The organism is Nonomuraea pusilla, from assembly GCF_900109355.1.
Taxonomy (GTDB): domain Bacteria; phylum Actinomycetota; class Actinomycetes; order Streptosporangiales; family Streptosporangiaceae; genus Nonomuraea; species Nonomuraea pusilla.
Genome location: NZ_FOBF01000006.1, coordinates 73,111 through 89,390, shown reverse-complemented (window position 1 = coordinate 89,390; position 16,280 = coordinate 73,111). Strand labels below are relative to the sequence as shown.

General features: G+C 71.8%; 16 protein-coding genes. 3 read left to right on the top strand and 13 right to left on the bottom strand.

Annotated elements, in window-relative coordinates:
- Window position 1: 1 nt before the first annotated feature.
- The 5 genes from BMX74_RS14785 to BMX74_RS14765 form a co-directional block, all read right to left on the bottom strand.
- Entirely contained in the window at window positions 2–1,312 is a 1,311-nt protein-coding gene (locus tag BMX74_RS14785; RefSeq protein ID WP_055503620.1) for a M16 family metallopeptidase, read from the bottom strand.
- Window positions 1,309–3,636 (bottom strand): polyribonucleotide nucleotidyltransferase, encoded by a 2,328-nt coding sequence (locus tag BMX74_RS14780; protein ID WP_091100865.1) that lies wholly within the window; start codon window positions 3,634–3,636, stop codon window positions 1,309–1,311. Before BMX74_RS14780 ends, BMX74_RS14785 begins: the two co-directional genes overlap by 4 nt.
- 291 nt (window positions 3,637–3,927) lie before the next feature.
- On the bottom strand, window positions 3,928–4,197 hold the full coding sequence (gene rpsO / locus BMX74_RS14775) for a 30S ribosomal protein S15 (RefSeq protein ID WP_055503622.1): 270 nt from the start codon (window positions 4,195–4,197) through the stop codon (window positions 3,928–3,930).
- 157 nt (window positions 4,198–4,354) lie between these two features.
- Window positions 4,355–4,756 carry a VOC family protein gene (locus BMX74_RS14770; protein WP_055504109.1) on the bottom strand — a complete coding sequence of 134 codons (402 nt, stop codon included), beginning with the start codon at window positions 4,754–4,756 and terminating at the stop codon, window positions 4,355–4,357.
- A 140-nt stretch (window positions 4,757–4,896) separates the two neighbouring features.
- On the bottom strand, window positions 4,897–5,823 hold the full coding sequence (locus BMX74_RS14765) for a bifunctional riboflavin kinase/FAD synthetase (protein WP_055503623.1): 927 nt from the start codon (window positions 5,821–5,823) through the stop codon (window positions 4,897–4,899).
- A gap of 82 nt (window positions 5,824–5,905) precedes the next feature.
- Here BMX74_RS14765 and BMX74_RS14760 point away from each other — a divergent pair, with 82 nt between their 5' ends.
- Entirely contained in the window at window positions 5,906–6,937 is a 1,032-nt protein-coding gene (locus tag BMX74_RS14760) for a TRM11 family SAM-dependent methyltransferase (RefSeq protein WP_055503624.1), read from the top strand.
- A gap of 34 nt (window positions 6,938–6,971) precedes the next feature.
- Here BMX74_RS14760 and truB read toward each other — a convergent pair whose 3' ends face one another.
- The 8 genes from truB to rimP all read right to left on the bottom strand — a co-directional run bounded on the left by truB (window position 6,972) and on the right by rimP (window position 14,822).
- Window positions 6,972–7,844, bottom strand: coding sequence for a tRNA pseudouridine(55) synthase TruB (truB, locus tag BMX74_RS14755; RefSeq protein ID WP_055503625.1), 873 nt, complete (start codon window positions 7,842–7,844; stop codon window positions 6,972–6,974).
- A complete protein-coding gene (locus tag BMX74_RS14750) occupies window positions 7,845–8,876 on the bottom strand; it encodes a DHH family phosphoesterase (protein ID WP_055503626.1) in 1,032 nt (343 codons plus the stop codon).
- Window positions 8,873–9,313, bottom strand: coding sequence for a 30S ribosome-binding factor RbfA (rbfA, locus tag BMX74_RS14745; RefSeq protein WP_091100863.1), 441 nt, complete (start codon window positions 9,311–9,313; stop codon window positions 8,873–8,875). Before rbfA ends, BMX74_RS14750 begins: the two co-directional genes overlap by 4 nt.
- A gap of 39 nt (window positions 9,314–9,352) precedes the next feature.
- On the bottom strand, window positions 9,353–9,649 hold the full coding sequence (locus BMX74_RS14740) for a DUF503 domain-containing protein (RefSeq protein ID WP_055503628.1): 297 nt from the start codon (window positions 9,647–9,649) through the stop codon (window positions 9,353–9,355).
- A gap of 120 nt (window positions 9,650–9,769) precedes the next feature.
- On the bottom strand, window positions 9,770–12,886 hold the full coding sequence (gene infB / locus BMX74_RS14735; protein ID WP_091100860.1) for a translation initiation factor IF-2: 3,117 nt from the start codon (window positions 12,884–12,886) through the stop codon (window positions 9,770–9,772).
- A gap of 112 nt (window positions 12,887–12,998) precedes the next feature.
- Window positions 12,999–13,310, bottom strand: a complete 312-nt coding sequence (locus BMX74_RS14730) for a YlxR family protein (protein WP_082534922.1) — start codon at window positions 13,308–13,310, stop codon at window positions 12,999–13,001.
- Window positions 13,294–14,298 carry a transcription termination factor NusA gene (gene nusA / locus BMX74_RS14725; RefSeq protein WP_055503630.1) on the bottom strand — a complete coding sequence of 335 codons (1,005 nt, stop codon included), beginning with the start codon at window positions 14,296–14,298 and terminating at the stop codon, window positions 13,294–13,296. Before nusA ends, BMX74_RS14730 begins: the two co-directional genes overlap by 17 nt.
- A gap of 11 nt (window positions 14,299–14,309) precedes the next feature.
- Window positions 14,310–14,822: a ribosome maturation factor RimP gene (gene rimP / locus BMX74_RS14720; RefSeq protein WP_055503631.1), complete on the bottom strand. Its 513-nt coding sequence runs from the start codon at window positions 14,820–14,822 to the stop codon at window positions 14,310–14,312.
- 221 nt (window positions 14,823–15,043) lie between these two features.
- On the opposite strand from rimP, the gene BMX74_RS14715 reads away from it, so the two are divergent.
- Both BMX74_RS14715 and BMX74_RS14710 read left to right on the top strand, forming a co-directional pair.
- Complete coding sequence (locus tag BMX74_RS14715) at window positions 15,044–15,574, top strand: hypothetical protein (protein ID WP_055503632.1); 531 nt, start codon at window positions 15,044–15,046, stop codon at window positions 15,572–15,574.
- A complete protein-coding gene (locus BMX74_RS14710; RefSeq protein ID WP_256256956.1) occupies window positions 15,571–16,173 on the top strand; it encodes a ferritin-like domain-containing protein in 603 nt (200 codons plus the stop codon). Before BMX74_RS14715 ends, BMX74_RS14710 begins: the two co-directional genes overlap by 4 nt.
- The last annotated feature ends 107 nt before the right edge of the window (window positions 16,174–16,280 follow it).

Below are 16,280 nucleotides of genomic sequence, written 5' to 3'. Positions count from 1 at the left end.
GTCAGACGATGGCGTCCGAGAAGTCCTTGTCGGCGTACGGGCCGATCACGGCCAGCGTGAGGGGCCGGTTCAGCACGTCGGCGGCCACCGCGGAGATCTCGTCCGGGGTCACCGCCTCGATGCGGGCCAGCACCTCGTCGACCGACATGAGCTCCTCGTAGACCAGCTCGCTCTTGCCGATGCGCGACATGCGCGAGCCGGTGTCCTCCAGCCCGAGCACCAGCCCGCCGCGCATCTGGCCCTTGCCACGCCCGATCTCGTCGTCGGACAGGCCCTCGGCCACGACTCGCGCCACCTCGTCCCGGCAGATCTTCAGCACGTCGTCGATCTTCGTCGGCAGGCAGCCGACGTAGATGCCGAACTGCCCGGTGTCGGCGTAGGCCGAGGTGTAGCTGTAGGCGGAGTACGCCAGGCCGCGCTTCTCCCTGATCTCCTGGAACAGCCGCGACGACATGCCGCCGCCGAGCGCGGCGTTGAGCACGCCGAGCGCGAACCTGCGGTCGTCGGTACGGGACATGCCGGTGGTGCCGAGCACGAGGTTGGCCTGCTCGGTGGGCCGGTCGAGCACCACCACGCCGGAACGCGTCTCGGCGCCGGGGCCGCTGGTGCGCGGCGCGGCGAACTCCAGCGGGCCTTCGAGCGCGCCCGCCCGCTCGTACGCGCGGGCGACCAGTTCGACGACCTCCTCGTGCCGGACGTTGCCCGCCACGGACACGACCGTGCGGCGCGGCCGGTAGTACTGGTGGTAGTACTCGGCGATGCGCTCGCGGCCCAGCGCGTTGATCGAGTCGACCGTGCCCAGGATGGGCCGGCCGATCGGCGAGTCGCCGTACAGGGCGGCGGCGAACTGCTCGTGCACGACGTCCGACGGGTCGTCGTCGTGCATGGCGATCTCCTCGAGGATCACGCCCCGCTCGGACTCGACGTCCTCGTCGGTGATCAGCGAGCTGGTCACGACGTCGGCGAGGACGTCCACCGCGACGGGGAGGTCCTCGTCGAGCACCCGCGCGTAGTAGCAGGTGTACTCCTTGGCGGTGAAGGCGTTGATCTCGCCGCCGATGCCCTCGATGGACGCGGAGATCTCCATCGCGTCGCGCGTGGGCGTGCCCTTGAACAGCAGGTGCTCGAGGAAGTGGGTGGCGCCCATGTGCTCGGGGGCCTCGTCACGCGAGCCGATGCCGACCCACATGCCGACCGCGACGCTCCGCACGGTCGGCATGGTCTCGGTCACCACGCGTAGCCCACCCGGGAGGACGGTGCGCCTTACCACCCCGGCTCCGTCCTTGCCGGGGTGCAGCGTGGTCGTTTTCACGAGTTCCTGTCGTCCCCCTCGCTCCGGGTGGTGCGCACGCGGGTGCGGGTGCGGCGGGGCCGCTCGGACTTCTCCTCGGCCGCCGGGGCGGACCCCTCCGGCTGCTCGGGGGCCTCGCCGCCCTCGGACGCCCTGGCCTCCTTCTCCGCGGCCTCCTTCTCGATGACCTCGACGGGCACCAGGGAGAGCTTGCCGCGGCTGTCGATCTCGGCGATCTCCACCTGGATCTTCTCGCCGACGTTCATGACGTCTTCCACGTTCTCGATGCGCTTGCCGCCGTGCAGCTTGCGGATCTGGGAGACGTGGAGCAGGCCGTCCTTGCCCGGCATGAGCGAGATGAACGCGCCGAAGGCCGCGATCTTGACGACCGTGCCCAGGTAGCGCTCGCCGACCTCGGGCATGTGCGGGTTGGCGATCGCGTTGATCGCCGACCGGGCGGCCTCGGCGGCCGGGCCGTCGGTGGCGCCGATGTAGATCGTGCCGTCGTCCTCGATGGTGATCTCGGCGCCGGTGTCGTCCTGGATCTGGTTGATCATCTTGCCCTTCGGGCCGATGACCTCGCCGATCTTGTCGACCGGGACCTTGATCGTGATGATCCGCGGCGCGGTCGGGTTCATCTCCGCCGGGGAGTTGATGGCCTCCTGCATCACGTCCAGGATCGCCAGGCGGGCGCCCTTGGCCTGCTTCAGCGCGGCCGCGAGCACCGAGGCGGGGATGCCGTCGAGCTTGGTGTCGAGCTGGAGCGCGGTGATGAGCTCCTTGGTGCCGGCGACCTTGAAGTCCATGTCGCCCATGGCGTCCTCGGCACCGAGGATGTCGGTGAGCGTCACGTACGTGTCGCCCTCGCCGATCAGGCCCATCGCGATGCCCGCGACCATCTCCTTGAGCGGCACGCCCGCGTCGAGCAGCGACATCGTGGACGCGCAGACCGAGCCCATCGAGGTCGAGCCGTTGGAGCTGAGCGCCTCGGAGACCTGCCTGATGGCGTACGGGAACTCCTCGCGCGACGGCAGCACCGGGATCAGCGCGCGCTCGGCGAGCGCGCCGTGGCCGATCTCGCGGCGCTTCGGCGAGCCGACGCGGCCGGTCTCACCGGTGGAGTACGGCGGGAAGTTGTAGTTGTGCATGTAGCGCTTGGTCCGCTCGGGGTTGAGCGTGTCGATGACCTGCTCCATGCGCAGCATGTTCAGCGTGGTGATGCCCAGGATCTGGGTCTCGCCGCGCTCGAACAGGGCCGAGCCGTGCACCCGCGGCACCACGTGCACCTCCGCGGACAGCGCGCGGATGTCCTTGGTGCCACGGCCGTCGATGCGGATGCCCTCCTTGATGACCCGCTCGCGCATGAGCTTCTTCATCACGGAGCGGAACGCCGCGCCGATCTCCTTCTCGCGCCCCTCGAACTCGGGCAGGAGCTTCTCGGCGGCCAGCGCCTTGACCTTCTCCAGCTCGCTCTCGCGCTCCTGCTTGCCGCCGATGGTCAGAGCGGCGGCGAGCTCCGTCTTCACCGCGGCCTCGACCGCGTTGTAGACGTCCTCCTGGTAGTCGAGGAAGACCGGGTACTCGGCGGTCTCCTTGCCGGCGACCTGCGCCACGCGCGACTGCGCCTCGCAGAGGACCTTGATGAACGGCTTGGCGGCCTCCAGGCCCTGCGCCACGGTCTCCTCGGTGGGCGCCACGGCGCCCTCGGCGACCAGCTTCAGGGTGTCCCTGGTGGACTCTGCCTCGACCATCATGATGGCCACGTCGCCGTCGGCGAGCACGCGGCCCGCCACGACCATGTCGAACGTGGCGCGCTCCAGCTCGTGGTGGGTGGGGAAGGCCACCCACTGGCCGTCGATCAGGGCGACGCGCACGCCGCCGATCGGGCCGGAGAACGGCAGGCCGGCGAGCTGAGTGGACAGCGACGCGGCGTTGATCGCCACGACGTCGTAGAGGTGGTCGGGGTGGAGCGCCATGACGGTGGCGACCACCTGCACCTCGTTGCGCAGCCCCTTGACGAACGACGGGCGCAGCGGCCGGTCGATCAGGCGGCAGGTGAGGATGGCGTCCTCGGAGGGACGGCCCTCACGGCGGAAGAACGAGCCGGGGATGCGGCCCGCGGCGTACATGCGCTCCTCGACGTCGACCGTGAGCGGGAAGAAGTCGAAGCTCTCCTTGGGCGTCTTCGACGCGGTGGTCGCCGACAGCACCATGGTCTCGTTGTCGAGGTACGCGACGGCCGAGCCGGCCGCCTGGCGGGCCAGCCTGCCGGTCTCGAACCGGATCGTGCGCGTGCCGAAGGAGCCGTTGTCTATGACGGCTTCGGCGGTGTGGACACCCTCCACGGGGGACCTCCTTGTGGTCGGTCTCCCGCGCCCTTTTCTCACCGGCACCCTCGTTAGGTGCAGCGCCGGTCTTCGATCGAAGCGCCCGGTCGTTCGTACCGGAAGCCACTACCGAGGACCGGCCCGCAGGCGTCGCGGGTCGCATGGTGCTGAGCGGACGCGGGGGCTGTGTGTCTCGGATCTTCAGTTGTACGTCAGGCGCGGTGCGGTTTTCACGTCGCCACGCTAGGACGATATTCGCGATATGTGCGATATGAGAAGGGAGCGGCGCGGACGCCGCTCCCTTTCATGCTATCGGCGCAGGCCGAGCCGCTCGATGAGCGAACGGTAACGCTCGATGTCGACCTTCTGCAGGTACTTCAGCAGGCGACGCCGGCGACCGACGAGCAGAAGCAGGCCACGACGGCTGTGGTGGTCGTGCTTGTGCGTCTTCAGGTGCTCGGTGAGCTCGCTGATGCGCTTGCTGAGCAGCGCGATCTGCACCTCGGGCGACCCGGTGTCGCCCTCGACGGTCGCGTACTCGGCGATGATGGACTTCTTGGCAGCGGTGTCGAGGGACACGGCTCTCCTTCGATCTACGGGCACGCACGAACGGAACACGAGCGAACGACCGTGCGTGCCTACAGTCGCCGCGATGAAGGCCCTCATGGGCAGGCGCACAGCACCGCCATTACATAGCCGACATGCAAGGTTACCATCAAGAGCCGGATGCGTGCCCTCACACGTACTGAGCGGCGTACTCCGAGGTCGGCGCGATGGGCGTGATGACGTCGATGAGCACGCCGTTGGGATCGGCCACGATGAAGTGGCGCTGGCCGAAGTCCTCGTCGCGCAGCGCCAGCTCGGGGGTCAGCCCCTCGGCGCCGACCAGCCGCTCCCACTCGGCGTCGACGTCGGCCACCTCCAGGTTGAGCAGCAGCCCCGCGACCGGCCTGCGGTACGCCTCGGGCAGCGTCGGATGGGCGTGGTCGAGCAGGGCGAGCTCGTGCGGCCCGCGGCGCAGGCTCACGTACCAGTCCGCCTCGAACGTCACCTCGAACCCCAGCAGGCCCACGTAGAAGTCACGCGATTCCCGCACCTTCTCGGTGCAGACGACCGGATAGAAGCCGTCGAGCCTCATGACCACTCCCCCTCCACATACCATCGGTATGCGAAGTCACGCTATTCGGCGTACCGCCGGTATGTCAAAGCGACGCGACGACATCGAGGGCCGAGCGGCGGCCAGGGCCGGCGGGCGCGGTCGCCCGAGAGCAGCCGGTGTCAGGAGGTGAGGCGGCGCACCGCCTCGACGTCGGCGTGGATCTGCTCGATCAGCGCCTCCACCGAGTCGAAACGGGTGTTGCCGCGCAGCCGCGCGGCGAAGTCCACGGCGACGTGCGCGCCGTACAGCTCCAGGTCGTCGCGGTCCAGCGCGTACGCCTCCACCGTGCGCGGAACGCCCTCGAACGTCGGGTTCGTGCCCACCGAGATGGCCGCGGGCCAGCGCTCCCCCTCGTACAGGGCGGGCATGTTGGCCTGCGGCACGCACTCCAGCCACCCGGCGTAGACGCCGTCGGCCGGGATCGCCGTGTGCTGCGGCGTCTCGACGTTGGCCGTCGGGAAGCCGAGCTGACGGCCCCGCTGGTAGCCGCGCACGACCACGCCCTCCACCCGGTGCGGACGGCCCAGCTCGGCGGCGGCGCCCTCCACGTCGCCCTCCGCGACGCGCCGCCTGATCGACGTCGAGGAGACACCGCCGAGCGTCGGCACGGCCTCCACCGTGAAGTCGTACTTGTCGCCCAGCGTGCGCAACGTCTCGACGTCGCCCGACGCGCCGTGGCCGAAGGTGAACCCCTCGCCGACCACCACCGCGGCGGCCCGCAGCCGCTCGGCCAGCAGGCGCTGCGTGAAGTCGTCGGCGCTCGTCCTCGACAGGTCGAGGGTGAACTCGACCAGCTCCACCGCGTCGACGCCGAGGCCGGTCAGGAGCTGGGCGCGGCGCCGCAGGCCGGTCAGCCGGGGCGGGTGGGAGCCCGGGTGGAGCAGCTCGTCGGGGTGCGGCTCGAACGTGACGGCCACGCAGCGCAGCCCCCGCTCACGCGCGATGGCGACGGCGCGCTCGACCACCCGCTGGTGACCCCGGTGGACCCCGTCGTACACGCCGAGGGTGACGACAGACCTTCCCGAACCCTGCACGCTAGGCCCCATTCGCTCGACGCGGACCGATCGCACACAAGCCTGCCATGCGGGCCGGGGTGCACTCCAACCGAGGGGGATAGGATCGGGCATCATGCCTCGATACGCGCTTCTGATCCTGCCTGCGTCCAACCGGGTGTACGCCGAGAGCTCGGTCCGGCTGACCCGCGCCGAGCTGGCCGTCTTCAGCGCCCGGGGCCTCGACGCCGACGTGGTCGACAGCGACGAGACGACGATCGGCGGGGTGCCGTACGTCACGTTCGAGACGGCGGCGCCGCTCGGCGAGGCCGACGTCGCGCTGCTGTCGAACCTGTCGTCCGCGTACGCGCTGTTCGGCCTGGAGGGCGACCTGCTCAGGCCGCTGACGATGCGCCCGCGCGACCGGCTCAGCAGCGACCTCATCACGATCCAGAAGTACGCCGGCAAGACGAACGAGAACTTCACCAAGCTCCTGCTCAACGTCACCCTGCTCGCGGGCGACCGGGGGCTGGGCGAGCGGCTGTCGGTGCTCGACCCGCTGTGCGGGCGCGGCACCACGCTCAACCAGGCCCTCATGTACGGCTACGACGCCTACGGCATCGACGTCGACGTCAAGGACTTCGAGGCGTACACCGGCTTCATCAAGACCTGGCTGCGCAACAAGCGGCTCAAGCACACCGCCGAGACCGTGCCGGTGCGCCGCGAGCGGGCGCTCGTCGGGCGGCGGCTGAACGTCACGTTCGGGCTGTCGAAGGACGCCGTCAAGGCGGGCGACGTGCAGCGCCTGTCCGTCGTGAACGCCGACACGCTGCGCGGCCGCGACTTCTTCAAGCCGCGCTCGTTCGACGCGGTCGTCACCGACACGCCGTACGGCGTGCAGCACGGCAGCAAGGGCGGCGGCGGGCTGTCGCGCAGCCCGCTGGAGCTGCTCAGGCAGGCCGTGCCGGTGTGGGCCGAGCTGCTGCGGCCCGGCGGCGCCATCGGCGTCTCCTGGAACACCTACGGCGGCAAGCGCGAGGACCTCGCCGCGATCCTCGCCGCAGCCGGCCTGGAGGTCATGGACTACCCCGACTTCGAGCACTGGGTCGACCAGGCGATCACCCGCGACATCCTGGTGGCCCGCAAGCCCGCCACGACGCACGGCTAGCCCAGGAAGCCGCCCGCACGGCCGGTTCCTGTGGCTAGTTCGCGAACACGGCCAGGGGCCTCGCGGTCCTGCCGCTCTCCTCCACCAGCGCCAGCAGCTCGCCGCCGGGCCCGAACACGCCGATCGGCCCGGGGCCGAGCCCGAGCGCGGGCAGCCGGCCGCCGTGCGCGACGACCCTGGCCTCCTCGGCCGTGACGTCCCTGCGCGGGAACGCCGCCGCCACCGCCTCGCCGATGGGCAGCACGACGCACTCCTCGGCGAGCTGGTCGAGGGTCCGCGCCATGCTCACGTCGTACGGTCCGACCCGGGTGCGGCGCAGCCGGGTCAGGTGGCCGCCCACGCCCAGCGCCGCGCCCAGGTCGCGGGCGAGCGCCCTGATATAGGTGCCGCTGGAGCAGGTGATGACCGCGTCGACGTCCACGGTGGCGCCCTCGTGCCGGATCGCGCGCACCTCGAAGGCGTGGACGGTGACCGGCCTCGCGGCCAGCTCGACCTCCTCGCCGGCCCTGGCCATCTTGTAGGCCCGCTGCCCGTTCACCTTGATGGCGCTGACCTGCGGAGGGATCTGCAGGATCTCCCCCGTGAGCGCCTCGACGCCCTTGCGGACCTCGGCCTCGGTGACGCCCTCCGCGGACGCGGTGGCGGTGACCTCGCCCTCGGCGTCGTCGGTGTTGGTGGACACGCCCAGCCTGATGCCGGCCTCGTACACCTTCTCCGTGAGCGCCAGGTGGCCGAGCAGCCTGGTCGCCTTCTCCACGCCGACCACCAGCACGCCCGTGGCCATCGGGTCGAGCGTGCCGGCGTGCCCCACGCGGCGGGTGCCGGCGAGGCGGCGCATCCGGGCCACGACGTCGTGCGACGTCCACTCGCCCGGCTTGTCCACGATGATCAAGCCGCTCTCGGCCATCTACGCCTTCCCCAGCTCTTCCCTGAACCTGGCCATGATCTCGTCCACGGTGCCGTACGCGGTGAAGCCCGCCGCCTTGCGGTGGCCCCCGCCGCCCAGCGCGGCGCACACGGCCGCGACGTCCACGGCACCCTTCGACCGGGTGGACACCTGCCAGGCGCCCTGGTCGTCCTCCTTCAGCACCACCGCCACCTCGGCCTCGCCGGCGCGGCGCACGACGTCGATGACGCCTTCCAGCTCGCTGTAGGCCAGCCCGTACGCCGCCCGGTCCACCCGGGTCACGTACGTCCAGACCAGGCCCTCCTCCAGGACGGCCCGGTCGAGCGCGACCGACAGCACCTTCAGGTAGCCGAAGGGCGACTTGTCCCACAGCTCTCTGGCGATCTCCTCGGTGTGCAGGCCGGTGGCGACCAGCCGGGCCGCCATCTGGTGCACCGACGGCGTGGTCGAGGAGTACTTGAACGACCCGGTGTCGGTGACCAGGCCCGCGTACAGGCAGGTGGCGATGTCGCGGTCGAGGCTGCCGCCGAGCCGGTAGACGAGCTGCTCGGCCAGCACCGCCGTGGCGGCCGCGGCCGGATCGATGAGGTCGAGGGTGCCGAACCCCTCGTTCGACGGGTGGTGGTCGACCACGATCACCTCGCGCGCCCGCTCGATGTTCTCCCTGAGCAGGCCGAGCCGCTCGAACGTCGACGTGTCGAACGTGATCATCAGCTCGGGCGCCGCGGGGAACTCCGACGGCGGCACCAGGAGGTCCTGGCCGGGCAGGAAGCGCAGCAGCCGCGGCACGACGAAGTGGCGGTCGCCGAACGACGCCGCCACCCGCTTGCCCATCGACCGCAGCACGAACCCGACCGCCAGCATCGAGCCGAGCGCGTCGGCGTCGGGCGTGACGTGGCAGGCGAGGGCCACCTCGTCGGCCCGCCCGATCAGCCGCAGCGCCCGGTCCCACACCGGCTCGGGGACGGCGCAACCTCCCAGGCCGTCCACCTGGGACGGACCGCCGGTCCTGTCGCGCACGTCGGGTGTCACGCCTCGTCGTCCTCGCCCTCGTCCGGCTTCCTGTACGGGTCGGCGTCGCCGGCGTACGAGGCGTCGGCCGCCCGGCGCGCCACCTCGGCGTCACGCGCCCGCGCGGCCACGATCAGGTCGTCGAGCTGGCGCGCGGTGTCGGGCAGCGGGTCGTGCTTGAACGTCAGGGTCGGCGTGAAACGGACACCGGTCTGGCGGCCCACCTCGGAGCGGATGATGCCCTTGGCGCTCTCCAGCGCGGCCGCGCTGTCGGCGCGCTCGGCCTCGGAACCGAACACCGTGTAGAACACCGTCGCCTCGCGCAGGTCGGGCGTGATGCGCGTGTCGGTCACGGTGACGAAGCCCAGACGCGGGTCCTTGATCCGGCGCTCCAGCATCTCGGCGACGATCTGCTGGATGCGGTCGGCGAGCTTGCGCGCTCGTGCTGCGTCCACCATGTTCGCTCCCCCTCACGCACGACCCGGTCGTGCAGTCGTTCAATCTTCGTCTGTGTAGAGCCGCTGCCTGGCCGACAGCAGCTCGATCTCGGGGCGGAAGGCCACCAGGCGCTCGCAGGCGTCGAGCACCTCCTTGCAGTTGCCCGCGGAGGCGGAGACGACCGCGACGCCGACCTCCGCCCTGCGGTGCAGGTCGAGATGGCCGGTCTCAGCGACGGCGATGCCGGGGTAACGCCGCAGCAGCTCGGCGACCAGGGGCCGCACGACGGAGCGCTTCTGCTTGAGCGACCGCACGTCGCCGAGCAGGATGTCCAGGGTCAGAGCACCCACATACATCGTTGGCAACCACCGCTTGCACTGGTGTGTCAGACGCACGGCCGGCCTGCTGCGGTGGGGACCAGGCCAGGGCGTGCGAGAGGCGCCCGGCGGATGTCCCGCCGGGCGCCCGGCCGCACGTCACGCGCGCGGCTTCTCCCGCATCTCGAACGTCTCGATCACGTCGTCGATCCGGATGTCGTTGTAACCGACACCGATACCGCACTCGAAGCCCTCGCGGACCTCGGTCGCGTCATCCTTGAAACGACGCAGCGACGAGACGGTCAGGTTGTCGGCGACGACGACGCCGTCGCGGATCACCCTGGCCTTGCTGTTGCGGACGATCACGCCGGAGCGGACCAGAGAACCGGCGATGTTGCCGATCTTCGGCACCTTGAAGACCTCGCGGACCTCCGCCGTGCCGAGCTGGACCTCTTCGAACTCGGGCTTGAGCATGCCCTTGAGGGCCGCCTCGATCTCCTCGATCGCCTGGTAGATGACCGAGTAGTAGCGGATGTCGACGCCCTCGCGCTCGGCCAGGTCGCGCGCCCGAGGCTCGGGGCGGACGTTGAAGCCGATGATGACGGCGTTGTCGTCGCCCATCGCCAGGTTGACGTCGTGCTCGGTGATCGCACCGACGGCGCGGTGCAGGACGCGGAGCCTGACCTCGTCGCCGACGTCGATCTTGAGCAGCGCGTCTTCCAGCGCCTCGACCGAACCGGACACGTCACCCTTGATGATGAGCTTGAGCTCGTCGACACGGCCCTTCTCGAGGTCGCTGAACAGCTCCTCGAGGGTGCGGCGACGGCTCGACTTCGCCATGTCGGCGCTGCGCTTGCGCGCGGCGCGCTGCTGGGCGATCTGCCTGGCCATGCGGTCGTCGGTGACGACGATGAAGTTGTCACCGGCGCTCGGCACGGCCGTGAGGCCCATCACCAGGACCGGACGCGACGGGGTCGCCTCCTCGACCGGCTCGCCGTTGTCGTCGAGCAGCGCGCGGACACGTCCGAACGCCTCGCCACAGACGATCGAGTCGCCGACGCGCAGCGTGCCGCGCTGGACGAGGACGGTCGCGACGGGGCCGCGGCCCTTGTCGAGGTGCGCCTCGATCGCGATGCCCTGGGCGTCCATGGTCGGGTTGGCCCGCAGGTCGAGCTCGGCGTCCGCGGTCAGCAGGATCGCTTCCAGCAGGTCGTCGATGCCCGTGCCGTTCTTCGCCGAGATGTCGACGAAGAGGGTCGAGCCGCCGTACTCCTCGGCCACCAGACCGTACTCGGTGAGCTGGGCACGGACCTTGTTCGGGTCGGCGCCCTCCTTGTCGATCTTGTTGACCGCGACCACGACGGGGACGTCCGCCGCCTGGGCGTGGTTCAGAGCCTCGACCGTCTGCGGCTTGACGCCGTCGTCGGCCGCGACCACCAGCACCGCGATGTCCGTGGACTTCGCGCCTCGGGCACGCATGGCGGTGAACGCCTCGTGACCCGGGGTGTCGATGAAGGTGATCTTCCGCTCTTCGCCCTCGTGCTCGGCGGAGACCTGGTAAGCGCCGATGTGCTGCGTGATGCCGCCTGCCTCGCGCGCGACGATGTTCGTCTTGCGGATGGCGTCGAGCAGCTTGGTCTTACCGTGGTCGACGTGACCCATGACGGTCACGACCGGCGGACGCGCGGCGAGGTCGTCCTCGTCGCCCTCGTCCTCGCCGAACTCGATGTCGAAGGCCTCGAGAAGCTCGCGGTCCTCCTCCTCCGGGCTGACGACCTGGATGTTGTAGTCGAGCTCGGCGCCGAGCAGCTGCAGCGTCTCCTCGTTCACCGACTGGGTCGCGGTGACCATCTCGCCCAGGTGCAGCATGATCTGCACGAGCGAGGCGGGGTTCGCGCCGATGCGGTCGGCGAAGTCGGACAGCGACGCGCCGCGCGGCAGCCGGATCGTCGCGCCGTTGCCGCGGGCGACCTGCACACCGCCGATCGCCGGCGCCGACATGTTGTCGAACTCCTGGCGCCTCTGACGCTTGGACTTGCGCCCGCGGGCAGGACGGCCGCCGGGACGCCCGAAGGCACCCGCCGTGCCGCCGCCACGACCACGGCCACCCGGACCGGGACGGCCGCCGAAGCCGCCGCCGCCACCGGGACCACCGGTGCCCGTACGCGGACCGGCGCCACCGCCACCGGGACGGCCGGCGAAGCCGCCGCCACCGGGACGACCGCCACCGCCGCCGGGACGGCCACCGCCGCCACCGCCACCGGGACGACCGCCGCCGCCACCAGGACGACCGGCGCCGCCGGGAGCGGCGGGACGGCCCTGCGGCATCATCATCGGGTTCGGACGCGGACCGCCAGGACGCGGGCCGGCGGAACCGGGACCCGGACGCGGACCCGCGGCGCCGGGCGGACCGGGACGCGGGCCGGGAGTCGGCCTGGCGTCGCCGCCGGGACGGCCCTGCGGCGGACGCGGCATCGCGCCGTCGCGGGAACCGCCGTCACGCCGATCGCGCTGGCCGGGGCCGCCGTCGGGACGGGGACCGCCCGGCCGCGGCGGGCGCGCCTGCCCCATGCCGCTGGCGTTGGACGAGAACGGGTTGTTGCCGGGACGCGGGCCGCGCGGACCGGGCTTGGGCCCGGGGCCGGGACGCGGACCGCCACCGGACGGAGCACCAGGACGCGGAGCCTGGCCGCCACCGGACGGAGCGCCGGGACGCGGACCGGGACGCGGACCGCCACCGGACTGGCCGCCGGGACGCGGAGCCTGCGTGCCGCCACCGGAGGGGGCGCCAGGACGCGGGCCCGGGCCCGGGCGCGGGCCCGGAGTCGGACGGGTGCCGCTGTCGAAGCGCGCCTGCGGCGCGCCGGACGTGCTCTCGCCACGCGCGGCCTCAGGCTGCGGCTGCTGCTGCTGCGGAGGCATCGGCACCGGCGGGCGCGGCTGGCCGCCGCCCACCGGGCCGGGACGCGGACCGGGCCTCGGGCCCGGACGCGGAGCGGACTGGACAGGCGCCTCGGCGGCGCCGTTGCCGGCCTGGCTGTCGCCCGGCCGGGGAGCAGCCCTCGGCGGCTGCGGCTTGTTGGACGGCGAACCGCCGCCCCTGGAGGGCCCACCCTTCGATGCGCCCAGAGCTTCGGTGAGCCTGCGGACCACCGGCGCCTCGATGGTCGAGGACGCCGAACGGACGAACTCCCCCATCTCCTGGAGCTTGGCCATGACGACCTTGCTCTCGACGCCGAACTCCTTAGCGAGCTCGTATACCCGGACCTTCGCCACTGCACTCCCTTACTCGGCCCGGGAGGCTGGCTGTGCCGTCCGGACCGTCGTTACCTTGACGTCTTCATCGCCGCGTGCTCATCAGGCGCTCATAGCAATCTGACTCCGCCCATCAACTCGGCGTCCTACATGACATTGGTGGTTCTCCCTCCAGGTGCGCCCGCACGCGCGAGACGTCGAGCGGCCCCGGCACGCGGAACGCGCGCGGGAACGCTCGGCGGCGCTCGGCGAGCTCCAGACAGCTCAAGGACGGATGCAGCGATGCACCGCGCCCCGCGAGCCGTCCTCGCAGGTCGGGGACGACATCGTTCCCTACCCGCACCAGACGGAGCAGCTCGGACTTGGCCGTGCGAACCCTGCAGCCCACACAGGTGCGCTGTGGAGCCGCGTGGTCACCATATTCCAGCTTACCGTGTTGACGCATCTACGGAACCGGCGGCGTCCTCTGCTTGGGTGTCGGGCCGGATGTCGATCCGCCACCCGGTCAGCCTCGCGGCCAGCCGGGCGTTCTGCCCTTCCTTGCCGATCGCCAGAGAGAGCTGGTAGTCGGGCACGGTCACCCGTGCGACACGCCCCTCGAGATCGAGAACCTCGACGTGGGAAACACGCGCGGGAGACAGCGCATTCCCGACGAAGTCCGCGGGATCCTCGGACCAGTCGATGATGTCGATCTTCTCGCCGTGCAGCTCCGTCATCACGTTGCGCACACGCGAGCCCATCGGGCCGATGCAGGCGCCCTTGGCGTTCACGCCCGGCTTGCGCGAGCGCACCGCGATCTTGGTGCGGTGGCCGGCCTCGCGCGCCACGGCCGCGATCTCCACGGTGCCGTCGGCGATCTCCGGCACCTCCAGCGCGAACAGCTTCTTCACCAGGCCGGGGTGCGTGCGCGACAGCGTGACCGAGGGGCCCTTGTGCCCCTTCTTCACCTGCACCACGTACGCGCGGATGCGCTCGCCGTGCACGTACTCCTCGCCCGGCACCTGCTCCGCGTGGGGCAGCACGGCCTCGATCCTGCCGAGGTCGACCAGCACCACCCGGGGGTCCTTGCCCTGCTGGATCACACCCGAGACCAGCTCGCCCTCGCGGCTCGCGAACTCACCGAAGTTGATCTCGTCCTCGGCGTCGCGCAGCTGCTGCAGGATGACCTGCTTGGCGGTGGTCGCGGCGATCCTGCTGAAGTTGCTCGGCGTGTCGTCGAACTCCCTGACGACGTCGCCGTCGTCGTCGAGCTCGGCCGCCCAGATCGTGACGTGGCCGGTGGTGCGGTCGAGCTCCGCCCTGGCCTTGGGCGCGGCGCCCTCCGTGCGGAAGTAGGCGATCAGCAGCGCGTCCTCGATCGCCTTCACGACCAGGTCGAAGGAGATGTCCTTCTCCCGCTCCAGGCTGCGCAGGACGCTCATGTCGATGTCCACGAGGCTCCCCCTTAGCCCTCGTCGCCGTCGGCGTCGTCGACGTCCTCAACGTCGTCGATCTCGTCGATCCGGCGGAACTCCACCTGCACCCTGCCTCGGGTCAGGTCCTTGTAGTCGAGCCTGCGCGCCTGTCCGGCGACGTCCAGCTCGACGCCCGTCTCGTCGGCCGAGAGCACGCGGCCCTCGACCGCGCCGCCCTCGCGCAGCTCGGCCTTCACCAGGCGCTTGGCGGCCCGCCTCCAGTGGCGCGGCTCCGTGAGCGGGCGGTCGACGCCAGGGGAGGAGACCTCCAGCGTGTACGCCGCCTGGCCCATCGAGTCGTCCTGGTCGAGCGCCGCGGACACGGCCTGGCTCACCTCGGCCACGTCGTCGAGGCTCACCCCTCCGTCGCGGTCGACGATCACCCGCAGCAGTCGTCGCCTGCCCGCCTGGGTGACCGTGACGTCCTCCAGGTCGAGGCCCTCCGCGCCGACCACGGGCTCAAGGAGCTTCATCAGGTGGTCGCGGGGTGATGCGCTGCCCATATCGACCTCCCCTATTGTCAAGTCTCAGCCGGGCGGACCTCGCCTCTGGCTCTGCGCCGCCCGGCCGCTCAGCCAGCGACGACAGTTGACACCCTATCTGTACGGGGCGCTCGAAAGAGCGCCACTCGTCGTGCTCGGCCCCGGGCGTCGCCTGACGGCGTGGCGGGGCCCGAGACCGTACGATGCTATCTGCGTTCCGTCGTCACTGGAGGTCCCAGCCCGTGCGCCCGCGTCACCTCTCCCGGCGAGCCGTGCTGGCGGGCGGAGCGGTCGCCCTCACCGCCTGCAGCGGCCGGTCTCCCGCGCCCGAGGCCCCGCCTCCCGACTCGCCCGAGACCGTGCTGCTGAAGTCCCTCGTCGCCGAGAAGGAACGCACGGTGGCGCTCTACGCCGCGCTCATCGGCGAGCTGGGCGGCAAGGGGGCCGAGAGGCTGGCCCCGTTCATGGACCGGCACCGGGCGCACCTGGACGAGCTGCGCAGGCACCTGCCCGCCGCCGCCCTGGCCTCCTCCTCCGCGTCGCCGCCCCCCTCCGGGTCGCCGTCGCAGGGGCCGTCCGGCGCGCCCTCCACGTCGCCTTCCCCTGGGGCGGAGCGCGGGCCGTCGCTGTCGCGGCTGCGCGAGCTGGAGCGCAGGGCGGCGGCGCAGCGCCCGCGCCAGCTCGCCACCGCCTCACCCGGCCTGGCGCAGCTCATCGCCAGCATCGGCGCCTGCGAGGCGGTCCACGCCGCGGCCCTGCCGAGGTCGCTGTGACCGGCGGCGGCGCCTGGGCTTCCAGGAGCGGCGGCGTCAGGGCCACCGCGAACGGCGGCAGCGACCAGGCCGGCGCGGACGGCGGAGACGTCGAGAAGCTGCGCAAGGCGCTGGCGGCCGAGCACGCCGCCGTGTTCGCGTACGGGCTGCTGGGCGCGCGCACGTCGGGCGCGCTCAGGTCGAGGATCTCGGCCGCCTTCGAGGCGCACCGGGCCAGGCGCGACAGGCTGCGCGCCATGATCACGACCAGGGGCGGCAGGCCGGCGGAGGCCGAGGCGTCGTACGCCCTGCCGTTCGTGCCCACGGGGCCGGGCCAGGCGGCGCGGCTGGCGGCGCAGGTGGAGGCAGGGGTCGCGGCGGCGTACCTGGAGCTCGCGGCCGCCTCCGACGCGGCGCTGCGCGAGCACGCGGCGCTGGCCGTGCAGGAGGCGGCGACGCGCTCCTACAGCCTGCGCCCCGCGCCGCCCGCCGCCTTCCCCGGCCTGCCGCCCGCCGCGTCGCCCACCGGCTCTCCCCCGGCCTCCACCGGGCTCCCCACGGGGCCCTCCCCGGGGCCTCAGGACGGCACCCAGAGCACGGCGACCACCCCGGCGGGCTGAGACCGCCTGCCGGGCGCTGCGCACCGCCACGACGCCCACAGGGCCTTCGCCCGGTCGGCCAGGACAGCCGCGCCGAGCGGGATGAGCGGCAGCGCCCGAGCGACGGC